24 protein-coding genes are annotated in these 21,099 nt (G+C 71.0%); 10 read left to right on the forward strand and 14 right to left on the reverse strand.

The features are described 5' to 3' along the window. Window positions 1-42 precede the first annotated feature (42 nt). Genes NBT67_RS10240 through yqeC form a run of 4 tightly spaced genes read left to right on the forward strand, consistent with a single transcriptional unit; the run spans window position 43 to window position 2,284 of the window. Complete coding sequence (locus NBT67_RS10240; RefSeq protein ID WP_251341624.1) at window positions 43-498, forward strand: 30S ribosomal protein S19e; 456 nt, start codon at window positions 43-45, stop codon at window positions 496-498. 47 nt (window positions 499-545) lie between these two features. Next, entirely contained in the window at window positions 546-908 is a 363-nt protein-coding gene (locus NBT67_RS10245) for a DNA-binding protein (RefSeq protein WP_251341625.1), read from the forward strand. After that, the gene (locus NBT67_RS10250; protein ID WP_251341626.1) at window positions 908-1,498 is read left to right on the forward strand and encodes a DUF7411 family protein; all 591 of its coding nucleotides are present in this window, start codon (window positions 908-910) and stop codon (window positions 1,496-1,498) included. Before NBT67_RS10245 ends, NBT67_RS10250 begins: the two co-directional genes overlap by 1 nt. 60 nt (window positions 1,499-1,558) lie before the next feature. Then, complete coding sequence (gene yqeC, locus NBT67_RS10255; protein ID WP_251341627.1) at window positions 1,559-2,284, forward strand: selenium cofactor biosynthesis protein YqeC; 726 nt, start codon at window positions 1,559-1,561, stop codon at window positions 2,282-2,284. Here the strand turns inward: yqeC and mobA are convergent. The 7 genes from mobA to hisS form a co-directional block, all read right to left on the reverse strand. After that, on the reverse strand, window positions 2,281-2,898 hold the full coding sequence (gene mobA, locus NBT67_RS10260; protein WP_251341628.1) for a molybdenum cofactor guanylyltransferase: 618 nt from the start codon (window positions 2,896-2,898) through the stop codon (window positions 2,281-2,283). The genes yqeC and mobA overlap by 4 nt on opposite strands. Before the next feature lie 208 nt (window positions 2,899-3,106). Beyond that, the gene (gene truA, locus NBT67_RS10265) at window positions 3,107-3,910 is read right to left on the reverse strand and encodes a tRNA pseudouridine(38-40) synthase TruA (protein ID WP_251341629.1); all 804 of its coding nucleotides are present in this window, start codon (window positions 3,908-3,910) and stop codon (window positions 3,107-3,109) included. A 90-nt stretch (window positions 3,911-4,000) separates the two neighbouring features. Then, on the reverse strand, window positions 4,001-4,993 hold the full coding sequence (locus NBT67_RS10270; RefSeq protein ID WP_251341630.1) for a ribonucleotide-diphosphate reductase subunit beta: 993 nt from the start codon (window positions 4,991-4,993) through the stop codon (window positions 4,001-4,003). Between the two features lie 31 nt (window positions 4,994-5,024). Then, complete coding sequence (locus NBT67_RS10275; protein WP_251341631.1) at window positions 5,025-7,481, reverse strand: ribonucleoside-diphosphate reductase subunit alpha; 2,457 nt, start codon at window positions 7,479-7,481, stop codon at window positions 5,025-5,027. Further along, the gene (gene nrdR, locus NBT67_RS10280; RefSeq protein WP_251341632.1) at window positions 7,450-7,974 is read right to left on the reverse strand and encodes a transcriptional regulator NrdR; all 525 of its coding nucleotides are present in this window, start codon (window positions 7,972-7,974) and stop codon (window positions 7,450-7,452) included. Before nrdR ends, NBT67_RS10275 begins: the two co-directional genes overlap by 32 nt. 161 nt (window positions 7,975-8,135) lie before the next feature. After that, the gene (locus tag NBT67_RS10285) at window positions 8,136-8,669 is read right to left on the reverse strand and encodes a type 1 glutamine amidotransferase domain-containing protein (protein WP_251341633.1); all 534 of its coding nucleotides are present in this window, start codon (window positions 8,667-8,669) and stop codon (window positions 8,136-8,138) included. A gap of 123 nt (window positions 8,670-8,792) precedes the next feature. Continuing rightward, window positions 8,793-10,091, reverse strand: a complete 1,299-nt coding sequence (gene hisS / locus NBT67_RS10290; protein ID WP_251341634.1) for a histidine--tRNA ligase — start codon at window positions 10,089-10,091, stop codon at window positions 8,793-8,795. Window positions 10,092-10,194: 103 nt separating this feature from the next. Here hisS and NBT67_RS10295 point away from each other — a divergent pair, with 103 nt between their 5' ends. Both NBT67_RS10295 and NBT67_RS10300 read left to right on the forward strand, forming a co-directional pair. Beyond that, entirely contained in the window at window positions 10,195-11,151 is a 957-nt protein-coding gene (locus NBT67_RS10295; protein WP_251341635.1) for an AEC family transporter, read from the forward strand. Between the two features lie 73 nt (window positions 11,152-11,224). After that, window positions 11,225-11,941, forward strand: a complete 717-nt coding sequence (locus NBT67_RS10300; protein ID WP_425498921.1) for a hypothetical protein — start codon at window positions 11,225-11,227, stop codon at window positions 11,939-11,941. Here the strand turns inward: NBT67_RS10300 and NBT67_RS10305 are convergent. Continuing rightward, entirely contained in the window at window positions 11,938-12,402 is a 465-nt protein-coding gene (locus NBT67_RS10305) for a DUF3592 domain-containing protein (protein WP_251341637.1), read from the reverse strand. The two genes, NBT67_RS10300 and NBT67_RS10305, sit on opposite strands and share 4 nt — an antisense overlap. Window positions 12,403-12,510: 108 nt before the next feature. On the opposite strand from NBT67_RS10305, the gene NBT67_RS10310 reads away from it, so the two are divergent. Together NBT67_RS10310 and NBT67_RS10315 are read left to right on the forward strand one after the other, a co-directional pair. Further along, window positions 12,511-13,797 carry a glucose-6-phosphate isomerase gene (locus tag NBT67_RS10310; RefSeq protein ID WP_251341638.1) on the forward strand — a complete coding sequence of 429 codons (1,287 nt, stop codon included), beginning with the start codon at window positions 12,511-12,513 and terminating at the stop codon, window positions 13,795-13,797. Between the two features lie 29 nt (window positions 13,798-13,826). Continuing rightward, window positions 13,827-14,765: a CPBP family intramembrane glutamic endopeptidase gene (locus tag NBT67_RS10315; RefSeq protein ID WP_251341639.1), complete on the forward strand. Its 939-nt coding sequence runs from the start codon at window positions 13,827-13,829 to the stop codon at window positions 14,763-14,765. Here the strand turns inward: NBT67_RS10315 and NBT67_RS10320 are convergent. Then, the gene (locus NBT67_RS10320) at window positions 14,762-15,736 is read right to left on the reverse strand and encodes a hypothetical protein (protein ID WP_251341640.1); all 975 of its coding nucleotides are present in this window, start codon (window positions 15,734-15,736) and stop codon (window positions 14,762-14,764) included. The genes NBT67_RS10315 and NBT67_RS10320 overlap by 4 nt on opposite strands. A 108-nt stretch (window positions 15,737-15,844) precedes the next feature. Here NBT67_RS10320 and NBT67_RS10325 point away from each other — a divergent pair, with 108 nt between their 5' ends. Beyond that, entirely contained in the window at window positions 15,845-16,420 is a 576-nt protein-coding gene (locus NBT67_RS10325) for an NUDIX hydrolase (protein ID WP_251341641.1), read from the forward strand. Next, the gene (locus tag NBT67_RS10330; RefSeq protein WP_251341642.1) at window positions 16,407-16,841 is read left to right on the forward strand and encodes a desampylase; all 435 of its coding nucleotides are present in this window, start codon (window positions 16,407-16,409) and stop codon (window positions 16,839-16,841) included. Before NBT67_RS10325 ends, NBT67_RS10330 begins: the two co-directional genes overlap by 14 nt. Here NBT67_RS10330 and NBT67_RS10335 read toward each other — a convergent pair. Genes NBT67_RS10335 through NBT67_RS10355 form a run of 5 tightly spaced genes read right to left on the reverse strand, consistent with a single transcriptional unit; the run spans window position 16,820 to window position 20,976 of the window. Next, window positions 16,820-17,833: an AIR synthase family protein gene (locus NBT67_RS10335; protein WP_251341643.1), complete on the reverse strand. Its 1,014-nt coding sequence runs from the start codon at window positions 17,831-17,833 to the stop codon at window positions 16,820-16,822. The genes NBT67_RS10330 and NBT67_RS10335 overlap by 22 nt on opposite strands. Window positions 17,834-17,869: 36 nt before the next feature. Beyond that, window positions 17,870-18,238: a DUF7522 family protein gene (locus NBT67_RS10340; RefSeq protein WP_251341644.1), complete on the reverse strand. Its 369-nt coding sequence runs from the start codon at window positions 18,236-18,238 to the stop codon at window positions 17,870-17,872. A gap of 50 nt (window positions 18,239-18,288) precedes the next feature. Then, complete coding sequence (locus NBT67_RS10345) at window positions 18,289-19,512, reverse strand: MFS transporter (RefSeq protein WP_251341645.1); 1,224 nt, start codon at window positions 19,510-19,512, stop codon at window positions 18,289-18,291. A gap of 39 nt (window positions 19,513-19,551) precedes the next feature. Beyond that, window positions 19,552-20,439 carry an alpha/beta fold hydrolase gene (locus tag NBT67_RS10350; RefSeq protein ID WP_251341646.1) on the reverse strand — a complete coding sequence of 296 codons (888 nt, stop codon included), beginning with the start codon at window positions 20,437-20,439 and terminating at the stop codon, window positions 19,552-19,554. Between the two features lie 36 nt (window positions 20,440-20,475). Beyond that, on the reverse strand, window positions 20,476-20,976 hold the full coding sequence (locus NBT67_RS10355; RefSeq protein ID WP_251341647.1) for a phosphate-starvation-inducible PsiE family protein: 501 nt from the start codon (window positions 20,974-20,976) through the stop codon (window positions 20,476-20,478). Window positions 20,977-21,099: the final 123 nt, after the last annotated feature.

Here is a 21,099-nt window from a genome sequence, read left to right on the forward strand (position 1 = left end):
AATACGATGGGTTTAAACGCCGTCCGCGGGAACCCTGCGCCAATGGTAACCCTCTACGACGTGCCGGCGGACGCGCTCATCGACGAGCTCGCCGACCGGCTCGCCGACCGCATCGAGGAGCCCGGCTGGGTGAACTACGCCAAGACCGGTACCAGCAAGGAACTCCCGCCCCAGCAGGAGGACTTCTGGGCCACGCGCGCCGCGAGCCTCCTGCGAAAGGTCGCCGTCGACGGCCCCGTCGGGGTCGACCGGCTCTCGACCGCCTACGGCGACCGCAAGCAGGGCTCGACCCGCTACCGCGTCGCCGCCAACCACACCGAGGCCGGCAGCAAGAAGATCATCCGAACCATCCTCCAGCAGCTCGAGGACGAGGACCTCGTCTCGACCGCACAGGGCGAGGGGCGCGTCGCCACGCCCGAGGGCCAGAGCCTCCTCGACGAGGTGGCCGCGGACGTCCTCGACGACCTCGACCGACCGGAACTCGAGAAGTACGCGTAGTCCGAACGTCCGAAATCGTTTTCACCGCTTCGACGGAATCCGTACCTATGAGTGGAAACCCCGACGACGAACGGATCGAGGAGCTTCGCCAGCAGAAGATGCAGGAACTCAAAGAGCAGGCCCAGGAGGGCGGCGGCGGCGCCGGCGACCGGGCGGAGGCCCAGCAGGCCGCCCAAGAGCAGGCCGAGGCCCAGAAGCAGGCGCTCCTGAAACAGCACCTCACCGACGGCGCGCGCCAGCGACTCAACGCCGTCCAGATGTCGAAACCCGAGGTCGCCGACAAGGTCGAACAGCAGATCGTCGCCCTCGCTCAGAGCGGCCGCATCCAGGACCGCATCGACGAGGACCAGATGCGCAAGCTGCTGAAGGAGCTCACGCCCGACAAGAGCTTCGACATCCGCCGTCGATAGTGGACGCCGCACTCCTGTTCAGCGGCGGGAAGGACTCGGCGCTCGCGGCGCTCGCGCTCGACCGGTTCTACGACGTGACCCTCGTCACCGCCACCTTCGGGATCACCGACGACTGGCGACACGCCCGGCGGGCGGCCGAGCGCCTCGACTCCCCCTTCCGGACGCTCGACCTGGACCCCGACGTGGCCGCCGACGCCGTCGACCGGATGGTCGACGACGGCTACCCCCGAAACGGCATCCAAGCGGTTCACGAACACGCCCTCGAACGCGTGGCCGCCCTCGACGTGGCCGCCGTCGCCGACGGCACCCGGCGCGACGACCGCGTCCCCACCGTCTCCCGGGCGACGGCCCAGAGCCTCGAGGATCGCCACGGCGTCGACTACCTCGCACCCCTCACCGGCTTCGGGCGGGGCGCCGTCGACCGCCTCGTCGACACCCACCTCGACGTTCGCGTCGGTCCGAGCGAGGCGATCCCCCGGGCCGACTACGAGGCCGAACTCCGCGCCCTCCTCGCGGACCGCGAGGGCGACGACGCCGTGGAGGCCGTCTTCCCCGACCACGAACAGACGGTCGTCCGCGGCCGGGCCTGATCGCCCCGTCCCCGCGGCCGCCGTCGGTACGCCGAAGTGACTGGACGCGAAAGCGGGTCCATGAACCTCGTCGAAGCCCTCGGGGCCGACGCCAAACTCGTCTGCGTCGTCGGCGCCGGCGGGAAGAAGACCACGCTGTACGCCCTCGCCGACCGCATCGACCGCGCCGTCGTCACCGCCACCGTTCGCATCCCCATCTTCGACGACCACGTCGCGGCGGTGCGCGTCACGCGCGACCCCGTCGGCGCGCTCCGCGACGCGACGGACTGGCCGCTCGGCCTCGTGCCCGAGCGCGAGCGGTCGGATCGCTACCTCGGCTACGACCGCGAGACGGTCACCGCCATCCGCGCGACGCCGGGGCCAGAGACGGTGCTGGTGAAAGCCGACGGGGCCCGCACCCGCCTGCTGAAGGCGCCGAACGAAAGCGAACCGCAGGTGCCCGCCACCGCCGACACCGTGATCCCCGTCGCGAGCGCTCGCGTGGTCGGCAAGCCCCTCACCGAGGACCACGTCCACCGGCCCGAACGGGTGGCGGCCCTCACCGGCCGGTCGCTCGGCGATCCGATCCGCGCCGAGGACGTGGGGACCGTCCTCGCGAGTCGCGCCGGCGGCCGCAAGCGCGTCCCCCCGACGGCGACGGTCGTGCCGCTGATCAACATGGTCGACGACGAGGAACTGGCGGCGACGGGTCGGGACGTCGCCGCCGCCGTCCACGAGCGAGCCGACGTGTCCCGCGTGGTGCTCGCGCGGATGGCCGAGCCCGAAGTGGTCGACGTGATCGACTAGCCCTCCAGCCGTCGCTCCGCGTCGACGAAGTCCTCCCGGGTGTTGCAGTTCTCGAACGTGTGGGGGTGGCCGTGGTCGCGCACCTCCGCGGCGTCGACGACGACGAAATCCAGGTCGAACAGCGGGGCGACGATCCGCTCCTCGCCGGCCGCCAGCGCCGCCTCGCAGGCGTCGGCCATCGCCGCCGCCCGGTAGACCGCGTGGGTGGTCTCGAACCACTGCTCCGGCCGGGGGACGGCGGCGTCGTGGCCCGCCGCCCGCTCGAACAGGTACGCGACGAAGTCGGCGTCGACGAAGGGCATGTCACAGGCGACGACGAAGGCGTACTCGGTGTCGACGGCGCGAAGCCCCGTCGCCATCCCCGCCATCGGTCCCTCGTCGGGGTACTCGTCCTCCGCGAACCGAACCGGCACGGCCGCGCCGTCGAGGGCGTCGCTGATCGCCGGCACCTGTTCGGCCCGGCAGTTGACGACGACGGCGTCGACGGCCGGGGCGACCCGGTCGACCACCCGCCGGATCATGGGCGTCCCCGCGAGGGGCGCGACCGCCTTGTCCTCGTCGCCGAACCGCGTCGACCGACCGCCGGCGAGCACGACGGCTGTGCGCTCGGGCATGACCCCAGCTACAACACCCACCTTTTTACTTCGTCGGGTCGTGCTTCGCGCGACCGCTCCTCGCAAAAAGCTGGACCAAAAACGGCCGCGACTCGCTCCCTCGGGAGCGAGTCGCGGTCGGTCGTGCTGGACCGCTCCGCACCGCACAGCACTCCTCCGCACCGTACCGCCCCGCACCGCTCCGTCCCGCACCGCCCCGCAACGCCACTCACTCGATTCCGTCACACAGGTCGCCGACGACCCGTTCGGCGGTCAGCGCCGCCACCCGACGCTCCCCGAAGACGTCGCGCGCGCTCTCGGCCGCGTCGGGGTCGACGGCGAACGCGACGCCCGGATAGGTCACGTCCGCGAGGACGAGCGGCGTCGCCGGCGCGGTGGGCACGCCCGCCGGCCCGTCGAGGGACTCGGGACCGAGGACCCGATCCACGCGCTCGGGGTCGCTCTCGCCGGTACCGACCGCCCGGACCAGCGACGCGATCCGACGGACCATGTGCCGGGCGAACCCGCCCGCCGAGAGCGTCAGGACGAGGAACGCCCCGTCCCGTTCGCCGGCCGCGTCGAGGCGCCGGACGGTCCCCTCGTCGTCGGTCGTGAGGTTGTGGAAGTCCGCCTCGCCCGAGAGTCGGTCGAGCGCCGCGCGGGCGCGGTCGTCGTCGACGTCGGGCGCGTACAGGTGATAGCGGTAGGTGCGCCGGGTCGCGTCGTGGGTGGCGTGGAAGTCCGCGGGAACGTCGGCGCTCGCCCACGCCCGGACCGTCCCCGGGAGCTCCCCGTTCAGCGCGGCGGGCGAGAGCCACTCGGGCGCCTCGAAGGCGACGGTCTGGGCCAGCGCCGAGACGCCGGCGTCCGTGCGCCCCGCGGCGGCGTACCCCCGCGGCACGTCGCCGTCGAGGACGCCGAGGGCACGGAGCGCGTCGAGGAGGGCGTCCTCGACGGTCGGCCGGTCGGGCTGGCGCTGGAAGCCCGCGTACGGCCGACCGTCGTAGGCGATGCGGAAGGCACGGGTCGGCATCGGCGGGGGTCCGGGCGCCGCGAAGTTATAGGTCGCGGATCGACGGCGGGGCCGAGACGACGGCCGGGGGACGACGGCAGTCGGCCGCCCTCACCAGTCCAGCGACCCGCCGCTCCGGTACTCCGTCACCTGCGTCTCGAAGAAGTTCTTCTCCTTGTTCAGGTCGACCTGTTCGGACATCCACGGGAACGGGTTGTCGGTGCCGTACTGAGCGGGGAGATCCAACTGTTCGAGCCGTCGATCCGCGACGTGTTCGACGTAGTCCGCGAACCCCTCGCCGCTCATCCCCAGCACGTCGTCGGGACACGCCTCGTGGGCGTAGATCCGTTCGAGTTCGACCGCCTCGGTGACGAGGTCGGTCACTTCCCGACCGAACTCCTCCGTCCAGACGCCGGGGTTCTCGGAGCGGATCTGGTTGATCAGGTCGACGCCGAACCCGACGTGGAGCGACTCGTCGCGCATGATGTACTCGAACTGCTGGCCGATGCCGACCATCTTGTTCCGCCGCTTCAGGCCGAGCATCATGGCGAAGCCCGCATAGAAGAACACGCCCTCCATGATGACGTAGAACCCGACCAGATCGCGGAGGAACTCGCGGAGGTCAGCGTCCGTCTCGATGGTGAACTCGTCGCGGTCGATGGCCCGCGTCAGGTCGACCACGAACTCGTCTTTCTCGCTGATCGACGGGATGCGGTCGTACATCCCGTACATGTACTCGGGGTCGAACCCGAGGGAGTCACAGCAGTAGATGAACGTGTCCGTGTGGATGGCCTCCTCGTAGGCCTGCCGGAGGAGGTACTGTCGGCACTCCGGCGCGGTCACGTACTCGTAGAGCGCGAGGACGACGTTGTTCGCGGTCAGCGACTCCGCGGTGGAGAAGAAGCCGAGGTTCCACTCGACGAGCCGTCGCTCCCCCTCGGTGAGCGCGTCGCCGTTCCACTGCCGGACGTCGTCCTGCATCGGGATCTCTTGGGGAACCCAGTTGTTCGCGACGCCGGATTCGTAGTACTCGCGCGCCCAGTCGTAGTCGATGGGCAGGATCTTGTTCGGGTCGTGCTGATCGTCGTTGGCGATTACTGGCATGGGTGTGTGGTGTGGGTCGGTCGGCGAGCGGTCACTGGCAGGCGTCGCAGGTCGGATCCTCGACCCGACAGAGGTCGTCGGACTCGGCGTCGGTCGTCTCGGCGTCGGTCGTCTCGGCGTCGGTCGCCGGCCCAGTCCCGGTGCCGCCGTCCCGGTGCTGAGTCTTGCCGTACTCCGCCATGTCGAGGGTCGACTTCTCGATCTGTGAGGCGCCGAGGGTGCGCAGGTAGTAGGTGGTCTTGAGCCCGAGTTCCCACGCCGTCCGGTAGACGTCGTCAAGGAGCGAGCCGTCCGTACTCGGGAAGAACACGTTGTGCGAGACGGACTGGTCGATCCACGTCCCGCGCGCGGCGGTCAGCCGCAGTTGGTGGCGCGGATCGATCTCGAAGGCGCTCCGGTACAGTTCCCGGACGTCCTCGGGGATCGCCTCGACGTCCTGAATCGAGCCGTCGTGGTACTTGATGCGGTCGACCATCTCCTCGTCCCAGAGGTCGCGCTCGCGGAGGGCGTCGACGAGGTGGTCGTTGACGACCGTGAAGTCGCCGCTCATGTTCGACTTGACGTAGAGGTTCGAGTACAGCGGCTCGATGGATGGGGTCGTCCCGTTGATGGTGGAGATGGTCGCCGTCGGCGCGATTGCCATCGTGTTGGAGTTGCGCATCCCGTGGTCCGCGACGTGTTCCCGGACGGCGAACCAATCCAGGGTCTCCGCCCGGTCGGTCGGGACCTCGACGCCGCGTTCCGCTTCCAGCAGGTCGACGGTGTCCTGCGGGAGCAGTCCCCGGTCCCACTTCGACCCCTCGTAGGAGGGGTAGGCGCCACGCTCCTTCGCGAGTTTCGAGGAGTGCAGGATCGCGTGATACGAGACGAACTCCTGCCAGCGGTTGGCCGCCTCGACGGCGCGGTCGCTCGCCATCGGGATCCCCGCCTCCATGAGCGCCTCGTGAAAGCCCATCGTCCCGAGGCCGATCGGCCGGTGACGCAGGTTCGAGCGTTCGGCCTCCTCGGTGGGGTAGAAACAGAGGTCGACGACGTTGTCGAGCATCCGCATCGCCGTCCCGATGGTGTCGGCCAGGTGTTCGCGGTCGAGTTCGCCGTCGGCGACGTGGGTCGCGAGGTTCACGCTGCCGAGGTTACAGACCGCGTGTTCGTCCTCGCTCGTGTTGAGCGTGATCTCCGTACAGAGGTTCGAGGAGTGAACGACCCCCTCGTGGTCCTGCGGCGACCGGACGTTACAGGGATCCTTGAACGTGATCCAGGGGTGTCCGGTCTCGAACAGGCGGGTGAGGGTCTTCCGCCAGAGTTCCTCGGCGTCGACCGTCTCGTACTGGCGGAGGTCGCCCGCCTCGGCCCGCCGTTCGTACTCGCGGTAGGTCGCCTCGAACTCCTCGCCGTAGGTCTCGTGGAGGTCCGGCACCTCGTCGGGCGAGAAGAGCGTCCACTCGCCGCCCTCGCGGACGCGCTTCATGAAGAGGTCGGGGATCCACGCCGCCGTGTTCATGTCGGGCGTGCGCCGGCGCTCGTCGCCGGTGTTGCGCTTCAGATCGAGGAACTCGGGGAAATCGAGGTGCCAGCACTCCAGATACGCACAGGCCGCCCCGCGTCGCTTCCCCGAGCGGTTGATCGCGGCCGTCACGTCGTTGGAGATGCGGAGGAAGGGGACCGTCCCCGTCGACTCGACGCCCGTCGAGGAGATGAGCGACCCCGCAGCGCGGACGTTCGTCCAGTCGTTGCCGAGGCCGCCGCTCCACTTCGAGAGCTTCGCGTGGGACTTGTAGGCCTCGAAGATCCCCTCCAGATCGTCGGGGATCGTCGTCAGGTAACACGAGGAGAGCTGTGGGTGCCGCGTCCCGCTGTGGAACAGGGTCGGCGAGGAGGGGGTGAACTCGAGCGTCGAGAGGACGTCGTAGAACTCCTCGGCGCGCGCCTGCGGGTCGTCCTCGTCGAGGGCCAGCCCCATCGCGACCCGCATCCAGAACGCCTGCGGGAGTTCGAGCCGCTCGCCGTCGGTCGTCTTGAGGAAGTAGCGCTGGTAGAGCGTGTCCAGCGCCATGTACTCGAAGCGCTCGTCCCGCTCGGGGACGAGATACGCGGCCAGGGCGTCGAGGTCGAACAGTTCGGTCAGCCGGTCGTCGAGGATGTCGCGTTCGACGCCGCGCTCGACGTTCTCGACGAACGTCTCCCGGTAGGCGCGGTCGAGTTCGAAGCCCGTCAGATCCTCGCCGATGACCTCCCGGTAGTACCGCTGGCGGAAGACGTCGGCGGCAATGTGCTTGTACGCCGGTTCGCGCTCGATGCGCGCGGTCAGGACCTGGAGGATGCCCTCGAAGAGTTCCGCCTCGTCGGCGCCCTCGTAGAGGTTGCGCTCGGCCTCGGCGACGAGTTCGTCGACCGTCTCGTCGTCGACGACCTCGGCGTCGGCGGTGCGTGCGCGGTTCAGTACGGTTCGAACGGCGTCACTGATCGTCGTCGGTTCGGGATGACTCATGATTCGGTGTGGTCGCGGCGGACCCGCTGGCGTCGGAGGCGTCGTCGCCGTCGAGGACGGCGTCGAGTTCGCGGAGGAACTCCTCGGGATCGGAGAAGGCCTCGTAGACCGAGACGAAGCGGATGTAGGCCACCTTGTCGACCGCGCGCAGTTCCTCGGAGACGACGTCCCCGACGAGCGTCGTCGAGACGATGCGCGTGTCGCGCTCGCGGAGCGCGTCCTCGACGCGGTCGACGAGGGCCGTCACGGTGTCGTCGTCGACCGGGCGCTTCTCGACCGCCCGCTCGATCCCCGCACGCAGTTTGTCCCGGTCGTAGGGCTCGATGCTCCCGTCCCGCTTTTTCACCTGCAACGTCTCCCACTCGGGGCGCTCGTACGTCGTGAACCGGAACGAACAGCGCTGACACTCCCGTCGCCGCCGCACGGTCATCGAATCGGTCGCGCCCGTGTCGACGACGTTGGTTCGGCCGTGGCCGCAGTCGGGACAGTCCATAGTCGTCACTGTTCGTGCCTCCGGACGGTTAACCCCATATGTTGGGGTCGTCGGTGTCCAACCGCAACATCTGGTGACCGACGGTCGCTACTTAAATCTTACCAACGGACTTTAGATAGAACAAATCAGATTGAGTTCGGCGCGAGGATCGGCGACGGGAATCAGGCCGGGACGGCGGCCGACTCGACGGCCGAGAGCGTCTCGCTCATGAAGTCCGGCAGGTCGTCGGGGACGCGCGAGGTGACGAGGTTGCCGTCGACGACGACGGACTCGTCGACGTACGTCGCCCCCGCGTTCTCGATGTCGACTTCGAGCGGCCAGTACCCCGTCGCCTCGCGGCCCTCGAGGACGTCGGCGCTGATGAGCAACTGAGCGCCGTGACAGATGGCGGCGATGGGCTTGTTCCGCTCGTCGAACGCCGCCACGACGTCGGCCGCCTCCGGCGCCTCGGTTCGCAGGCTCTCCGGCGAACCGCCGCCGGGAATCACGAGGAGGTCGTACTCGTCGGCCCACCAGTCGGCGTCGTGCTCGTCGATGGCCCAGTCCGCTTCGAAGGTGTACCCGTGTTTGCCGTCGATGGCGTCGCCGTCTGGCGTCGCGACGTCGACGTCCCACGCCTCCTCCTGGAGGCGGCGGTACGGATAGTTGAACTCGCTGTCCTCGAAGCCGTCCGTGGCGATGACGAGCCCCTTCATGGCTCCACCGATCGATTGGTTGCGATTCTACAAAAATATTGGGAATAGTGGGGAACTGTGGCAACCGAACGGCCGTTAGCGCATCGGAAACGGACGGATGGAAAGAGAGAGCGAGTCCCTTTATTACTCGAAGTCGTCGTAGGTCGGCCGGTCGCGGTCGCCGGGGAAGTCGTCGACGGGTGCGGTCGTCTGGTCGCCGCTCTCCATCTCCTTGATCGTCACCTCGCCGTTCTCCAGGTCACGCTCGCCGACGATGACGACCGTCTCGGCGTTGACGCCGTCGGCGTAGGACATCTGCGCGCCGAAGCTCCGACCCGCGAGGTCCGTCTCGACGACGTGGCCCCGATCCCTGAGGTCGCGGGCCACCCGCGCGGCCGTCCCCCGCGTGTCGCCAACCGAGAGGACGTAGTAGTCCGTCGAGAGCGCCTCCTCGGGCCACTCGCCCGCGCGCTGGAGGAGCAAGGAGAGGGTGGCGTGGCCGGGCGCGACGCCCACCGCGGGCGTGGGCTGGCCGCCGTAGCTCTCGATCAGGTCGTCGTACCGGCCGCCGCCGAAGACGGCCCGGGACACCTCGCCCTGCGTGTCGAAGCACTCGAAGACGGTCCCGGTGTAGTAATCGAGGCCGCGGGCCGTCTCCAGCGAGACGGAACAGTACTCGCGGACGCCGAAGTCGGCGGCGGCGTCCAGCACCTCCCGTAAGTTCCCCACCGCGTCGGCCACGTCGTCCGTGCCCGCGAAGTCCGTGAGTTCGTCGAGGTCCTCGCTCGCCAGCAACTCGTCGAACTGCTCGGCCTGCCCGTAGGAGAGCCCCGCCTCGTGCAGCAGGTCGTAGTACTCCGCGGGGTCGATCTTCGCCGACTTGTCGACCGCGCGGATCGCCTCGCGGACGTCCACGTCGGCGTCGAACGCCCGGAGGAGGCCGCCGAGGATGTCGCGATGGGAGACCCGGAACTCGAAGTCCGCGGCCTCGAGTCCGAGCGCCGTGAGGGCGTCGGCCGCGTACGCCAGGATCTCGGCGTCGGCGGTCGGCTCCGCCGACCCGAAGACGTCGACGTTGGTCTGGTAGAACTCGCGGAAGCGGCCCTGCTGGACCTGCTCGTACCGCCAGAACGGCCGGGTCGACATCCACTTGATCGGCTTCTGGAGTTCCTGCCCCTTCGCGACGACCATCCGCGCCACCGTCGGCGTCAGTTCCGGCGTCAGGGCGACGTGGCGGCCGCCCCTGTCCTCGAAGGCGTACAGTTCCTCGACGATCTCGTCGCCGCTCTTGTCGGTGTAGAGGTCGACGGCCTCCAGCGCCGGCGTTCCGATCTCGCGGAACCCGTACCGCCGGGCCGTCCCCTCCAGCACGTCGGCCACCGCCCGCCTGGCGGCCATCTCCTCGGGGTAGAAGTCGCGGAACCCCTTGAGTCGGTCGTACATGTCGCGTCGTCGGCGCCGGCCGCGCTTGAAACCTGCCCTTTCGGAAGCGGAAGCCCTTGCTCCCACACGGAGGTTGAGACGCCCCGACGGCGACCGGCCCTCCATGTCCCTCGTCTCCGCGTTCACGTCGGCCATCCTCCCCATCGTGTCGGTCATGGGTCTCGGCTACGTGCTCGCCGCCGCGCTCGACGTCGACGTCGACCCCCTGAACGACGTGGCGCTCTATCTCTTCCTCCCCGCGCTCATCTTCTACAGCATCGTCACGACGACGCTCTCGGGCGGCACCGTCGTCCGCATCTTCGTCGGCGTCGGCCTCTTCGTCGCCGCCATGATGGCGCTCGCGGAACTCGCCGACCGGCTGCTGGGCGTCCCCGAACCCTACCGGAGCGCGGACGTGCTGGCGGGAGCGCTCCCCAACGCCGGCTTCTACGGCATCCCGCTCGCCGAGTTCGCCTTCGGCGACATCGGCCGGACGACCGCCGTCCTCTACATCACCGCGCAGTCGTTCCTGATGTACACCCTCGGCGTCTACGTCGCCTCCCGCGGCGGCGGCGAGGCGGGCATCGGCGCGATCAAGGAGATCTTCCGCCTCCCGCTCGTCTACGCCATCGCCGCCGCGGGCGTCGTCCGGTTCCTGGGGATCGCACCCCCCGCCGACGGCACGTTCATGTCCACCACCCAGCTCGTCGGCGACGCCTCCATCCCGCTGATGCTCGTCATCGTCGGCGTCCAGCTCTACGGCCTCGAGTACGGCAACGTCCGCCGGGTGATCCGACCGTCGATCATCAAACTCGTCGTCGCCCCGGTGGCCGGCCTCGGCGTCGCCCTCGCGCTCGGGGAGTTCGGCGACGTCGCCGTCGCCCGGGTGTTCGTCCTGCTGTGTGCGACGCCCGTCGCGCTCATCCCCCTCGCGCTCACCCTCTCGTACAGCGACGTGGCGGAGCGCGAGGGGCTCTCGGCCTCCGAGTACCTCACCATGACCATCTTCGTGACGACCATCGCCAGCGTCCCGGTCCTGACGCTCTTGATCACGCTGCTCCGGGACGGCGTCCTGCTCTGATCGGCCAACGCTTTTGCCCGCTCGCTCGCTCGGTCCCCACATGGCAGCGACCGTTCGGGGAACGATTCGGGGCATGGGACGGCGAGCGAATCCGGCCTTCGCCGTCGGCGCCGTCGCCGTCCCCGTCGCCGCCCTCGCCTACGCGCTCGTGTTCGCGCCCGTCGTCCAGCACATCTACGTCCACGTCATGGCGGGGGTGTTGTGGACCGGTATCGACCTCTTCATGGCCATCGTCCTCGGCCCGGTCCTCGGCGGCCTCCCCGTCGAGGAACGCGCCAGCGTCTTCCAGCGGTTCACGCCCAAGATGGCGTTCCTGATGCCGTCGCTCGCGCTCGTCACCATCGGCGGCGGCGTCACGCTCGCCGAGCGCATGGGGGTGTTCCCCCACGCCGACCCGTGGATCGCCCTGTTGACGCTGGCGTCGACCGTCCCCGCGCTCCTCCTGATCGGCTGGCAGTTCGACGCCCTCGACGACCCGCGGTGGCTCGCCGCCTTCGCCGTGGCCCTCCTCGGCGGCGGCGCCTACCTCGCCGTCACCGCCTCCGCGTTCGGCATGACCTCGCCCACCATCCTCCTCGCGCTCGCCATCGTCACCGTCCTCACCGTCCTCGGCTTCGGCGTCCTCCTCCCCGGCGAGGTGCGCATCTACCGCCAGCTGGCGTCGGGCGACCCCGACCCCGAGGTGGTCAGCCGGATCGGGATGCGAAACGCGCGACTCAGCGGCCTGCAGGGGCTCTTCCAGCTCGCCATCGTCGTCGTGATGGTCTACCTTCGCTGGGGCGGGTTCTAGTTCCTGATCGCCGAGTAGGCCGCACTCAGGACGAACAGGACCCCCACGCCGATCAGCAGGAAGGGCTTGTTGCTCCGCTCGTGTTCGAGGAAGGCGTCACCGGGGTCGTCGGTCGGCACGTACGCCGTCGTCGTCTCCCCCGGCTCGTACGGCTCCAGGACGTCCCTCGCGGCCGCCTCGGTGTCGAAGTCCTTGCCGAGCGTCCCCGGATACACGTTCGAGGAGGCGTACTGCTCCCCCTCGTAGCGGTACTGGAAGGTCACCTGCGGGACGTACGAGACGCTCCGCCTGCCGCTGTTTCGCTCGACGGACGTGTCGGTGACCGTCGCCGTCACCTCGACGGTGGAGTCGAGCGCCGCCGACTGCGTGGTGTAGCTGTACGCGCCGTACCCCATCGAGGCGAGTCCGATCAGCAGGGTCAGGGCGATTCCGATCCGGCTCGTCGGACCGTTGATCTGCATGGTCGAGGGCGCGGCGGCGCGCCGCTTAAATCCCGGTCCGGTGCTTCCCGCTCGGAGGCTCGCGACGAACGGGAAACCGTTTTGCCCCATCGCGTCCCCGTGCTCCCCATGTACGTCGACATCGGCAACGCGCTCGACGCCGAACCCCGGCTGACGCGGCCGGCGCTGGACCGCCTGGACGAGCGCGTCGCCGACGCCCACGGCCGGATCGAACGCGGCCGCACCGACGCCGAACACGGCTACGCGGCCCTGAACCTGCCCGACACCGCCGACCCGGACGCCGTCCGGGAGGCCGTCTCCCGCTTCGACGACCCCGCGGCGGTCCTGACCGTCGGCATCGGCGGGAGCGCCCTCGGCGCCGCGACGCTCGCCGAGGCGCTCGGGGCGGGCCTCGATCACCACGTCCTCGACAACGTCGACCCCGCCGCCGTCCGCGCGCTCCTCGATACCCTGCCGCTCGCGGACACGGTGGTCCACGTCGTCTCGCGGTCCGGCACCACTGCGGAGACGCTGGCGAACTTCCTGGTCGTCCGCGAGGCGATGGACCGCGCGGGCGTCGACTGGACCGAGCGGACGCTCGTCACGACGGGCGCCGAGGGCAACCTCCGCGACCTGGCCGACCGGCACGACCTGCCCGCCCTCGACGTGCCCGCGGGCGTCCCCGGCCGCTTCTCGGCGCTCTCGACGGTCGCGCTCCCGGTCGCGGCCATCGCGGGCGCCGACCTGGAGGCCCTGCTCGCCGGTGCCCGCGCCGAGGCCGACCGGCTCGCGGGGTCGCTGTTCGAGTCGCCCGCCTACGCCTACGGCGCCGCCTGCTACGCGCTGGAGCGCCGGGGCGCGGGGATCAACTGCGTGATGCCCTACGCCGAGTCCCTGGAGTGCTTCGCCGAGTGGTTCGCCCAGCTGTGGGCCGAGAGCCTGGGCAAGGACGCCGTCGGCCAGACGCCCGCCCGGGCGCTCGGCGCCACCGACCAGCACTCCCAGTTGCAGCTCTACCGCGCCGGCCCCCGCGACAAGCTCGTCACGCTCGTCCGGCCGCGGGAGCGCCCCGACGTGCCCATCCCCGAGACGGAACTCGACGGCCTCGCCTACCTCGGCGGCGGGAGCCTCGGCGACCTGCTCGACGCGGAGTTCCGGGCGACGGAGGCGAGCCTCGCGGCCGCGAACTGCCCGAACGTCCGGATCGAGGTGGACCGACTCGACGAGCGCGGCGTGGGCGAACTCGTCTACGGGCTGGAGGCGGCCTGCGTGTTGTACGGCGAACTCGCCGGCGTCGAGACGTTCACCCAGCCGGCGGTGGAGTGGGGGAAACGCGCCGCGCGGGGCCTGCTCGGCGGCGGCGACGTCGACGAGGCCGACGCGGTGGGCGAGAAGCGCCGTCTCGTCATCGACTGATACTTACTCCCGGGCCGACTGCCCCCCGTATGGTCAACGAACTCCTCGTGACCGGGGCGATGCTCCACCTGCTCGGCGGGCTGGTGCTCGCGACGCTCGTCCACCAGGACGCGTCGCTCCGGGGGAGCGACCGTGCGACGGCCTTCGGCCTCGCGGCGCTCGTCTTCGGCCTGGTTTTCGCCGTGGGGTACTACCTCCGTCGCGAGCGCGTGGGCGACCTGCCGTCCGACGCCGCGGCCCGGCGCGCGTCCGCGGTCGAACGGGCGTGGGGCCTGCTCCGGAGCCTCCTCCTGATCGTCGCGGCCTTCCTCACGGCGACGGCGGTGGTCGGCCTCGGGGCGAACGCGCTGGTCGCGGCCGGCCTCGTCGCCCAGGGGACGCTCGAATACCGGGTCGTCGGGGCCGTCCTCCAGTTCGTGGGCTTCGGCGTCGCCGTCGGCGGCTACCTCGCGATCACCGGAGAGCGGGACCTCCTGCAGATCCGATCCCCCACGCTCCGGCACCTGGGGCTGATCGTCGTCGGCGTCGTCGTCCTCGTGGGCGCCCAGCTCCTCATCGCGCGCCTGCTGGCGGCGCTCAGCGTCGAGGTGGCACAGAACCAGGTCGTCGTCACCGGGCAGCAGGACCCCCGCTACTTCCTCTATATGATCCCCGTCGCCATCCTGCTGGTCGGGCCGTTCGAGGAACTCGTCTTCCGCGGCGGCGTGCAGGGCATCCTCCGGCGCACCTGGGGTCCCTCGGTCGCCATCGCCCTCTCCAGCGTCCTGTTCGGCCTCGTCCACTGGATCGCGCTCACGGGCGGCGGTGGCTCCCGGGTCCCCTACGTCACCGTCGCGGCCACCCTCGGGCTCGTCCTCGGCTACCTCTACGAGCGGACGCGGAACCTCGTCGTCCCCGCGGTCGTCCACGGCCTCTACAACACCGTCCTGTTCGGCGCCCAGTACCTCGTCGCGACGGGGGCGGTTTAACTCAGCTCGATCCCCAGGTCCTCGAACTGCTCGGACACCAACCGCTCGACCTCGCCCCAGTCGACCGGCGGTTCGAGGTCGGCGATGGCCGCCTCGAACCGATCGAGCGACGCCGCGACGTCCGCGCGTCGCTCCGCGAAGTCGTCGACCGCCGACTCGGCGGCGTCGAGGCGGGTCGAACACGCCTCGTGGCGCTCCGCCAGCGAGTCCAGCCGGCTCCGCAACGTCGCCAGTTCGTCGCCGTACGCGCCGTCCTGCTCGGCCAGCCACGAGTCGAGTTCCGCGAGTTCCGTCCGGAGTTCCTCGAAGACGACCCCCATGACCCGCTGGAGGTGGTAGGCCGCCAGCCACGCGTCGAACGGGTCGACCCCACGCCCGCCGCCCGCTTCGAGCAGGTCGAGGAGCCCCTCCGTGTTGTCGAGGTACTCCTCGAAGCCGTCGAGTTCCTCCGCGAAGGAGTCGAGTCGGGTCTCCGGGTCGTGGAGCCACGTCTCGAACTCCTCGATCTCCTCCTCGAGGTGGTGGCAGTTGTGCGCGACCATCCCCACGGTCCGCTCGCACCGCCACACCCAATCCGCGGCCTCACAGCAGGCTGCGGCCGTCGACGGCGCCCGCTCCGTCTCCGCCAGCCGGTCGAGGACGGCGTCGAGGTCCGACCGGAACGTCTCGAACTCGTCCTCGTACTCGTCGATCCGGCCCTGGACCTGGGTGGTGTCGCGAACCGCCGGATCGAGTGGCGCCAGCACCTCGCGGAGCCGTTCCTCGACGTCGTCGACGTCCTCGGCGACGGCGCGACACTTCCGGCGGCACTCCTCGTGCCAGACCGTGATCGCGTCGGTCGCGTCCCGGCCGTCAGCCGCGCGCTCCTCGATACCCGCCAGCACGCCCTCGGTGACGTCGTCGCCGTCGTCCGCCGCGACCCGTTCGCGGACGGCCGAGACGGCGACGCCACCATCTCGCTCGTCACTCATCGGTCGGGTTTCGTGAGCCCCACAGTTAGGTGATTCGAGGCGCGCCGACACGGCCCGTGGCGACCCGGCACCGAAGACGCCATTACCCTCGCTCCCGCAACGTCGGGCATGAGTGCGAACGAGGGCGGCGACGCCGGGACGGCGGGGCGACACCCCAACGCCGAACAGGAGGTCATCGCCGTCGACGCCGACGATCAGGAGCAGGGGACGGTCAACCGCCTCGACGCCCACACCGGCGACGGCGTCCGCCACCGCGCCTTCACCGCCCTCGTCTTCGACGGCGAGGGGCGGATCCTGCTGGCCCAGCGCGCGCCGGGCAAGCGCCTCTGGGACACCCACTGGGACGGCACCGTCGCCTCCCACCCCCGACCGGGGGAGAGCCAGAAGGAGGCCACCCGGAAGCGCCTCGTCGACGAACTCGGCGTCACCTCCGACCAGTACAGCGACCTCCGGGTGACGGACAAGTTCGAGTACAAACGCTACTACGAGAACGCCGGCCTGGAGTGGGAGGTCTGCTCCGTGCTGCAGTGTACCCTCGACGACACGACCCTCGACCCCGACGAGTCGGAGGTCGCCGGCCGACTGTGGGTGGAGTACGACCACCTCCACGACAACCCCGCCTGGTACCGACAGCTCCGCCTCTGTCCGTGGTTCGAGATCGCGATGCGCCGTGACTTCGACTGAGCCGCTCGCCCTCACCGCGGCCGTCCGGGACGCCCTCCTCGACCACGCCGGGGAGGGCGCCGCCCGCGACCCGCCCGCGGAGGTCTGTGGCGTCCTCTCGGGGACGCGCGGGCCGCCCGACCGGGTGACCGACGCCCACCGCGTCGACAACGTCGCCGCCCACCCCCGCAGCGAGTACGAACTCGACCCCGAGGCGACGGTGGCGACGATGGACCGCCTCGAAGCCGCGGGCGAGGAGGCCGTCGGCTTCTATCACTCCCACCCCGAGAGCCCCGCGAGGCCGAGCGCGACCGACCGGGCGCGGGCGACCTGGACCGGCTACGTCTACGCCATCGTCTCGCCGCCCGAGACGATCCGCGCCTACCGCTTCACCGGCGAGGGGTTCGACGAACTCCCGGTTCAGGTCGAGAGCCGGGAGTAGGCGGCCCACGAGGAGTCGACCGCCGGCGCCGCGATCCGCTCGCCGTCGACGTGGGCGCTCCCGCCCTCCTCGCTCTCGGCGACCCGGCCGACCCGCGCGGCCGGCGTGCCCCGCTCGGCCAGCGCCGCCAGCACGTCGTCGGTGCCGGCGGGATCGACGGTCAACACGAGCGACCCCGACGACGTCGCGGTCCAGGGGTCGACGTCGAGGGCGGCACACGTCTCGACCACGCCGGGACGGACCGGGACGCGATCCCGCTCGATTTCGAACCGGACGCCGGCGCTCTCGGCCATCTCGACGAACGCGCCGTGGAGGCCGCCCTCGGTGGCGTCGTGCATCGCGGTCACCGGCCCCGCGGCCGCGGCGGTCAGGGCGTCGCGGACGCAACTGGCCTCGTCGAGTCGCGCCCGTGCCGTCGCCAGCGTCTCCGGCGGGAGGTCGATGCGGTCGGGGAACAGCGTCGTCAACAGCCCGGTCGTCTCGACGGCCGGCCCCCTCGTGACCAGCAGGTCGTCGCCGGGGCGGGCGCCGTCCGGGCGCACCACGTCGGCGGCGTCGCCGACGGCCAGCGCCGTCGCGCCGCCGACCCAGGGGAACGAACACCCCTCGTAGCGGGCGGTGTGACCGGTCACGACGCTCACGCCGAGGGCCGACGCCTCCGCGTGGATCCCCTCCCAGACCGCCGCGAAGTCGTCGTCGCTCATCGTCGGCGGGAGCGAGAAGGAGACGGCGAGGTGGGTGGGCGGCAGGCCGCTGACCGCCACGTCCGCGAGGACGACGTCGAGCGCGAAGCGCCCGGCGCGTTCGAACCCGAGGTCCGGGAGGATCGAGACGGGGTCGGTGGCGAGGGCGAGGACCCGGTCGCCGACGTCCAGCAGGCCGAAGTCGACGCCCGGCGTCGGCCCGAGGCGCACGTCGTCGCGGTCGGCGCCCAGTCGCGGGCGGACGTGGGTCTCGAAGAACTCGCGGTCGATCTTTCCGGGGTCGGGCATACCGGGCCTCGCCGCGCGGGGAGTAAAGGCGTGCCGCTACGGCAGTCGTGCCTTGCACAGCCCGGCGAACGACGAGAGGGGAACGTCGGCGTCGGAGTCGACGCTCACGAACAGCCCGGTGTGCGCCGCGGCGACGAAGTGGAAGGCCGTCACCTCGTCGAAGCGGTGCATCGAGCAGTGGAGCGACCCGGCGTCGAAGAGCCGTTCCAGATGCTCCCGGCCGATGCCCTGGAGCACCAGGTCGTCGTGGATCTCGTCGGCCCGGTCCGCGAGCCGGGGCGCCACGTCGTCGCGGACGTAGAACGCGTCGTACCCCTCGCTGTCGTACTCGGCGACGACCCTGAGGCCACCGTCCGCCGTCGCCCGCAGGTCGGCGACGAGTTCGTCCCGGTTCTCGATCAACATGCCCGTTCGAAGCCGAGAAGCGAGCCACCAAAGACCTGTCGACGTCCGAACTATTCGTCGCCGAGCGCCCGATCCGCGAACAGGACACACGCCGTCCCGAGGACGAGGCTCCCGGCGGCGAGGGACACCAGCGTCCCGCGGACGGCGGCGGCGAAGCCGTACCGGGGCGTGGTCAGGGCGACGGCGCCGCTCGTGAGGATCGGTGCGACGGTGCTGCCGATCCGGCCGGCGGACTCGCCGAGGCTGACGAGCGACCCGCGGAGGTCGCCGGGGGCGAGCGTCGAGATGGTGCTCCGGTAGAGCGTCAACACGACGCCGAAGCCCGCGCCGACGACGACGGCCCCGACGCCGGCGACGGGGAGCGAGGGGGCGAGCGCGACGCCCGCCAGCCCCGCCCCCGCGGCCGCCGTCCCGACGAGCAGGGGCGCCCGCCGAGTGTCGAAGGCGGCGGTCAGCCGCCCGACCTGCGTCCCGCCGACGGAGCTCGCGACGCTGGCGAGGGCGACCAGCGCCCCCGCGACGCCGGGCGTGCCGTCGAGTAACTGCACCACCACGATGGAGTTGTAGGTCAGGAAGCCGAACCAGACGACGGAGGGGACGGTCCGGCCGACGAGGACGAGGGCGATCCGCGGCCGGCGGACGAGGGCGGCCAGGCGGCGCGCGTCGAGGGCGCTCCCGTCCCGGTCGGCCGCGGGGTCCTCGAAGTACAGGTGGACGACGAGCGCCGCCGGCAGGCCGAGCGCGAACAGGGAGAAGGGATACTGCCACGCCACGGTGACCAGGAGGCCGGCGAGCAGGGGGACGGTGGCGAGCGAGAGGCCGACCGCGGTGAAGCGAAGGCCCTGCGCGGTCGCCTCCCGCTCGCCCGAGAAGAGGTCGCCCGTGGCGGCGATGAGGACGGGCGCGATGCCGGTGAAGCCGACGCCCTGCACGAGTCGCAGGCCGACGGCGACCCGGAAGTCGTCGGTGAACGCCAGCCCGAGGCCGGCGGCGCCGAACAGGGCGAGCCCCGCCGTCAGCACGGGCTTTCGCCCCACGCGGTCCGAGGCCATGCCGACGAGGGGGATGGCGACGACGGCCGGCGCGGTGAAGGCAGCCATCAGGAGGCCGATCCGCGCCGCGGAGACGCCGTAGACGGGGAGCAGGGAGTCGAGGATCGGGGAGACCAGCGAGGCGCCCATCGGCGAGACGACGCTGCCGAGGAGGAGCACCCTGAACCGCGGGTCGGCCACCACGTCGGCGTCCTCGCCGACGAGCCGCGTCGCGAGTTCCACGGTGGTCGCTGTCGGCGGGCGGTGTTGAGCCTTCCCGTTTCAGTCGGCCGCCGCGAACCCCTCCCGCAGGTGGTCGGTCACCCGTCCGGGGAACTCGCGGTGGAGCCAGTGGGTCGCGTCGGGAAGCAGGACGGTCCGGCCGTCCCGGCAGTAGGCGGCGCTCTCCCTCGCCATCGAGGCGCGGAGGAAGCGGTCGCGGGCGCCCCAGAGGACGAGCGTCGGGGGGTCGACCGGGTCGGTTCGCTCCGGGGGCGGACGGCGCACGACCGCCCGGTACCAGTTCAGCATCGCCCGCAGCGCGCCGGGCGTCCGCCACGCCGCCCGGTAGCGCTCGAAGTCGGCGTCGTCGAAGGTGCCGGGCCGACTCGACTCGCGCATCGTCCGCTCGAAGAGGCGGTAGTTCCCGGCCGCAGCGACCAGTTCGGGCAGGCGCGGCACCTGGACGGCACCGAAGTACCAACTCCGGCGGCGCTGGTCCCACGACCGCCGCAGGGTCCGACGCATCACCGTCGGGTGGGGGACGTTCAGCGCCGCGAGCGTCCGGACGCGGTCGGGGCGGTCGAGCGCCAACCACCAGGCCACCGCGGCCCCCCAGTCGTGGCCGACGACGTGGGCCGACTCGGCGCCGACGGCGTCGAGCAGCCCCGCGGCGTCGGCGGCGAGCGTCGGGAGGCGGTAGGCGCCCACGCCCGCGGGTTTCTCGCTCCCGTTGTACCCCCGCTGGTCGGGGACGAGGACGCGATAGCCCGCGTCGGCCAGCCGCCCGGCGACCGGCTGCCAGCCGTACCAGCACTCGGGGAAGCCGTGCAACAGGAGGACCGGCGGCCCGTCGTCCGGACCCGCGCGGACGACGTGGAGGCGGACGCCGTTGGCCTCGACGGCGGTCGACTCGCCTTCGGACGGCCGGGGACGGGCGGGGTCGGTCACGTCCGGGAGTACGGCCGCAGTCACAAAAGCGCGCCCCTACCCGAGGACCCGCTGTCCCTGCCCCCGTTCGACGAGGAGCAAGGCGACCAGTCCGAGAATGAGGAGGGCGTAGGCGACGGCGGCGAAGAGCGCGTCCTGGGACGTCGCGTACTCGCCGGTGCGGAAGATGATGGCCTTGCGCACCATCGCGATGACGCCGGTGTAGATGACCAGGCGGACGATCCGGCGCGTCTCGCTCTCCTGGGTGTAGGCGATGACCGTCTCGTACACCTCGACGATGATGAGGAGGAGCAGACCGGTGTCGATGAAGCCGATGACGACGAGCGGATCGGTGATCCGGCCGCGGACGGTCGCCTGCCCGATCTGGATCATGAGGTCGACGACGCCGATGGCAAAGAGCAGGGCGAAGACGGCGGCGGCGACGAGTTCGACCGCGTGGATGAACCGGTTGGTCGCGGCGGCCACCCGACTCGACGCGAGCGGCGTGTCCCGCCCCCTCGGTTCGAGCGGCCCGTCGGCGTCCGCGTCGTCGGTCACGTCCCTCCCCCCGCCGAGTCCCGGTCCATGGGAACCCCTCGTGGACACACGACAAAAAGTGATGGCCGGGTGACCGGGGGTCTGCGGCGCGCGGCGAATTTAGTCGTCTTCCGAAGGCCAGAA

This window comes from Haloplanus sp. GDY1 (assembly GCF_023703775.1).
In the GTDB taxonomy this organism is placed as follows: Archaea; Halobacteriota; Halobacteria; order Halobacteriales; family Haloferacaceae; genus Haloplanus; species Haloplanus halophilus.

Excerpts from the sequence above, each read along its gene's own strand:
- NBT67_RS10240 (WP_251341624.1), top strand. The coding sequence starts at position 43 with ATGGTAACCCTCTACGACGTGCCGGCGGACGCGCTCATCGACGAGCTC.
- NBT67_RS10245 (WP_251341625.1), top strand. The coding sequence starts at position 546 with ATGAGTGGAAACCCCGACGACGAACGGATCGAGGAGCTTCGCCAGCAG.
- yqeC (WP_251341627.1), top strand. The coding sequence starts at position 1,559 with ATGAACCTCGTCGAAGCCCTCGGGGCCGACGCCAAACTCGTCTGCGTC.
- mobA (WP_251341628.1), bottom strand. The coding sequence starts at position 2,898 with ATGCCCGAGCGCACAGCCGTCGTGCTCGCCGGCGGTCGGTCGACGCGG.
- truA (WP_251341629.1), bottom strand. The coding sequence starts at position 3,910 with ATGCCGACCCGTGCCTTCCGCATCGCCTACGACGGTCGGCCGTACGCG.
- NBT67_RS10270 (WP_251341630.1), bottom strand. The coding sequence starts at position 4,993 with ATGCCAGTAATCGCCAACGACGATCAGCACGACCCGAACAAGATCCTG.
- NBT67_RS10275 (WP_251341631.1), bottom strand. The coding sequence starts at position 7,481 with ATGAGTCATCCCGAACCGACGACGATCAGTGACGCCGTTCGAACCGTA.
- nrdR (WP_251341632.1), bottom strand. The coding sequence starts at position 7,974 with ATGGACTGTCCCGACTGCGGCCACGGCCGAACCAACGTCGTCGACACG.
- NBT67_RS10285 (WP_251341633.1), bottom strand. The coding sequence starts at position 8,669 with ATGAAGGGGCTCGTCATCGCCACGGACGGCTTCGAGGACAGCGAGTTC.
- hisS (WP_251341634.1), bottom strand. The coding sequence starts at position 10,091 with ATGTACGACCGACTCAAGGGGTTCCGCGACTTCTACCCCGAGGAGATG.
- NBT67_RS10295 (WP_251341635.1), top strand. The coding sequence starts at position 10,195 with ATGTCCCTCGTCTCCGCGTTCACGTCGGCCATCCTCCCCATCGTGTCG.
- NBT67_RS10300 (WP_425498921.1), top strand. The coding sequence starts at position 11,225 with ATGGGACGGCGAGCGAATCCGGCCTTCGCCGTCGGCGCCGTCGCCGTC.
- NBT67_RS10305 (WP_251341637.1), bottom strand. The coding sequence starts at position 12,402 with ATGCAGATCAACGGTCCGACGAGCCGGATCGGAATCGCCCTGACCCTG.
- NBT67_RS10310 (WP_251341638.1), top strand. The coding sequence starts at position 12,511 with ATGTACGTCGACATCGGCAACGCGCTCGACGCCGAACCCCGGCTGACG.
- NBT67_RS10315 (WP_251341639.1), top strand. The coding sequence starts at position 13,827 with ATGGTCAACGAACTCCTCGTGACCGGGGCGATGCTCCACCTGCTCGGC.
- NBT67_RS10320 (WP_251341640.1), bottom strand. The coding sequence starts at position 15,736 with ATGAGTGACGAGCGAGATGGTGGCGTCGCCGTCTCGGCCGTCCGCGAA.
- NBT67_RS10325 (WP_251341641.1), top strand. The coding sequence starts at position 15,845 with ATGAGTGCGAACGAGGGCGGCGACGCCGGGACGGCGGGGCGACACCCC.
- NBT67_RS10335 (WP_251341643.1), bottom strand. The coding sequence starts at position 17,833 with ATGCCCGACCCCGGAAAGATCGACCGCGAGTTCTTCGAGACCCACGTC.
- NBT67_RS10340 (WP_251341644.1), bottom strand. The coding sequence starts at position 18,238 with ATGTTGATCGAGAACCGGGACGAACTCGTCGCCGACCTGCGGGCGACG.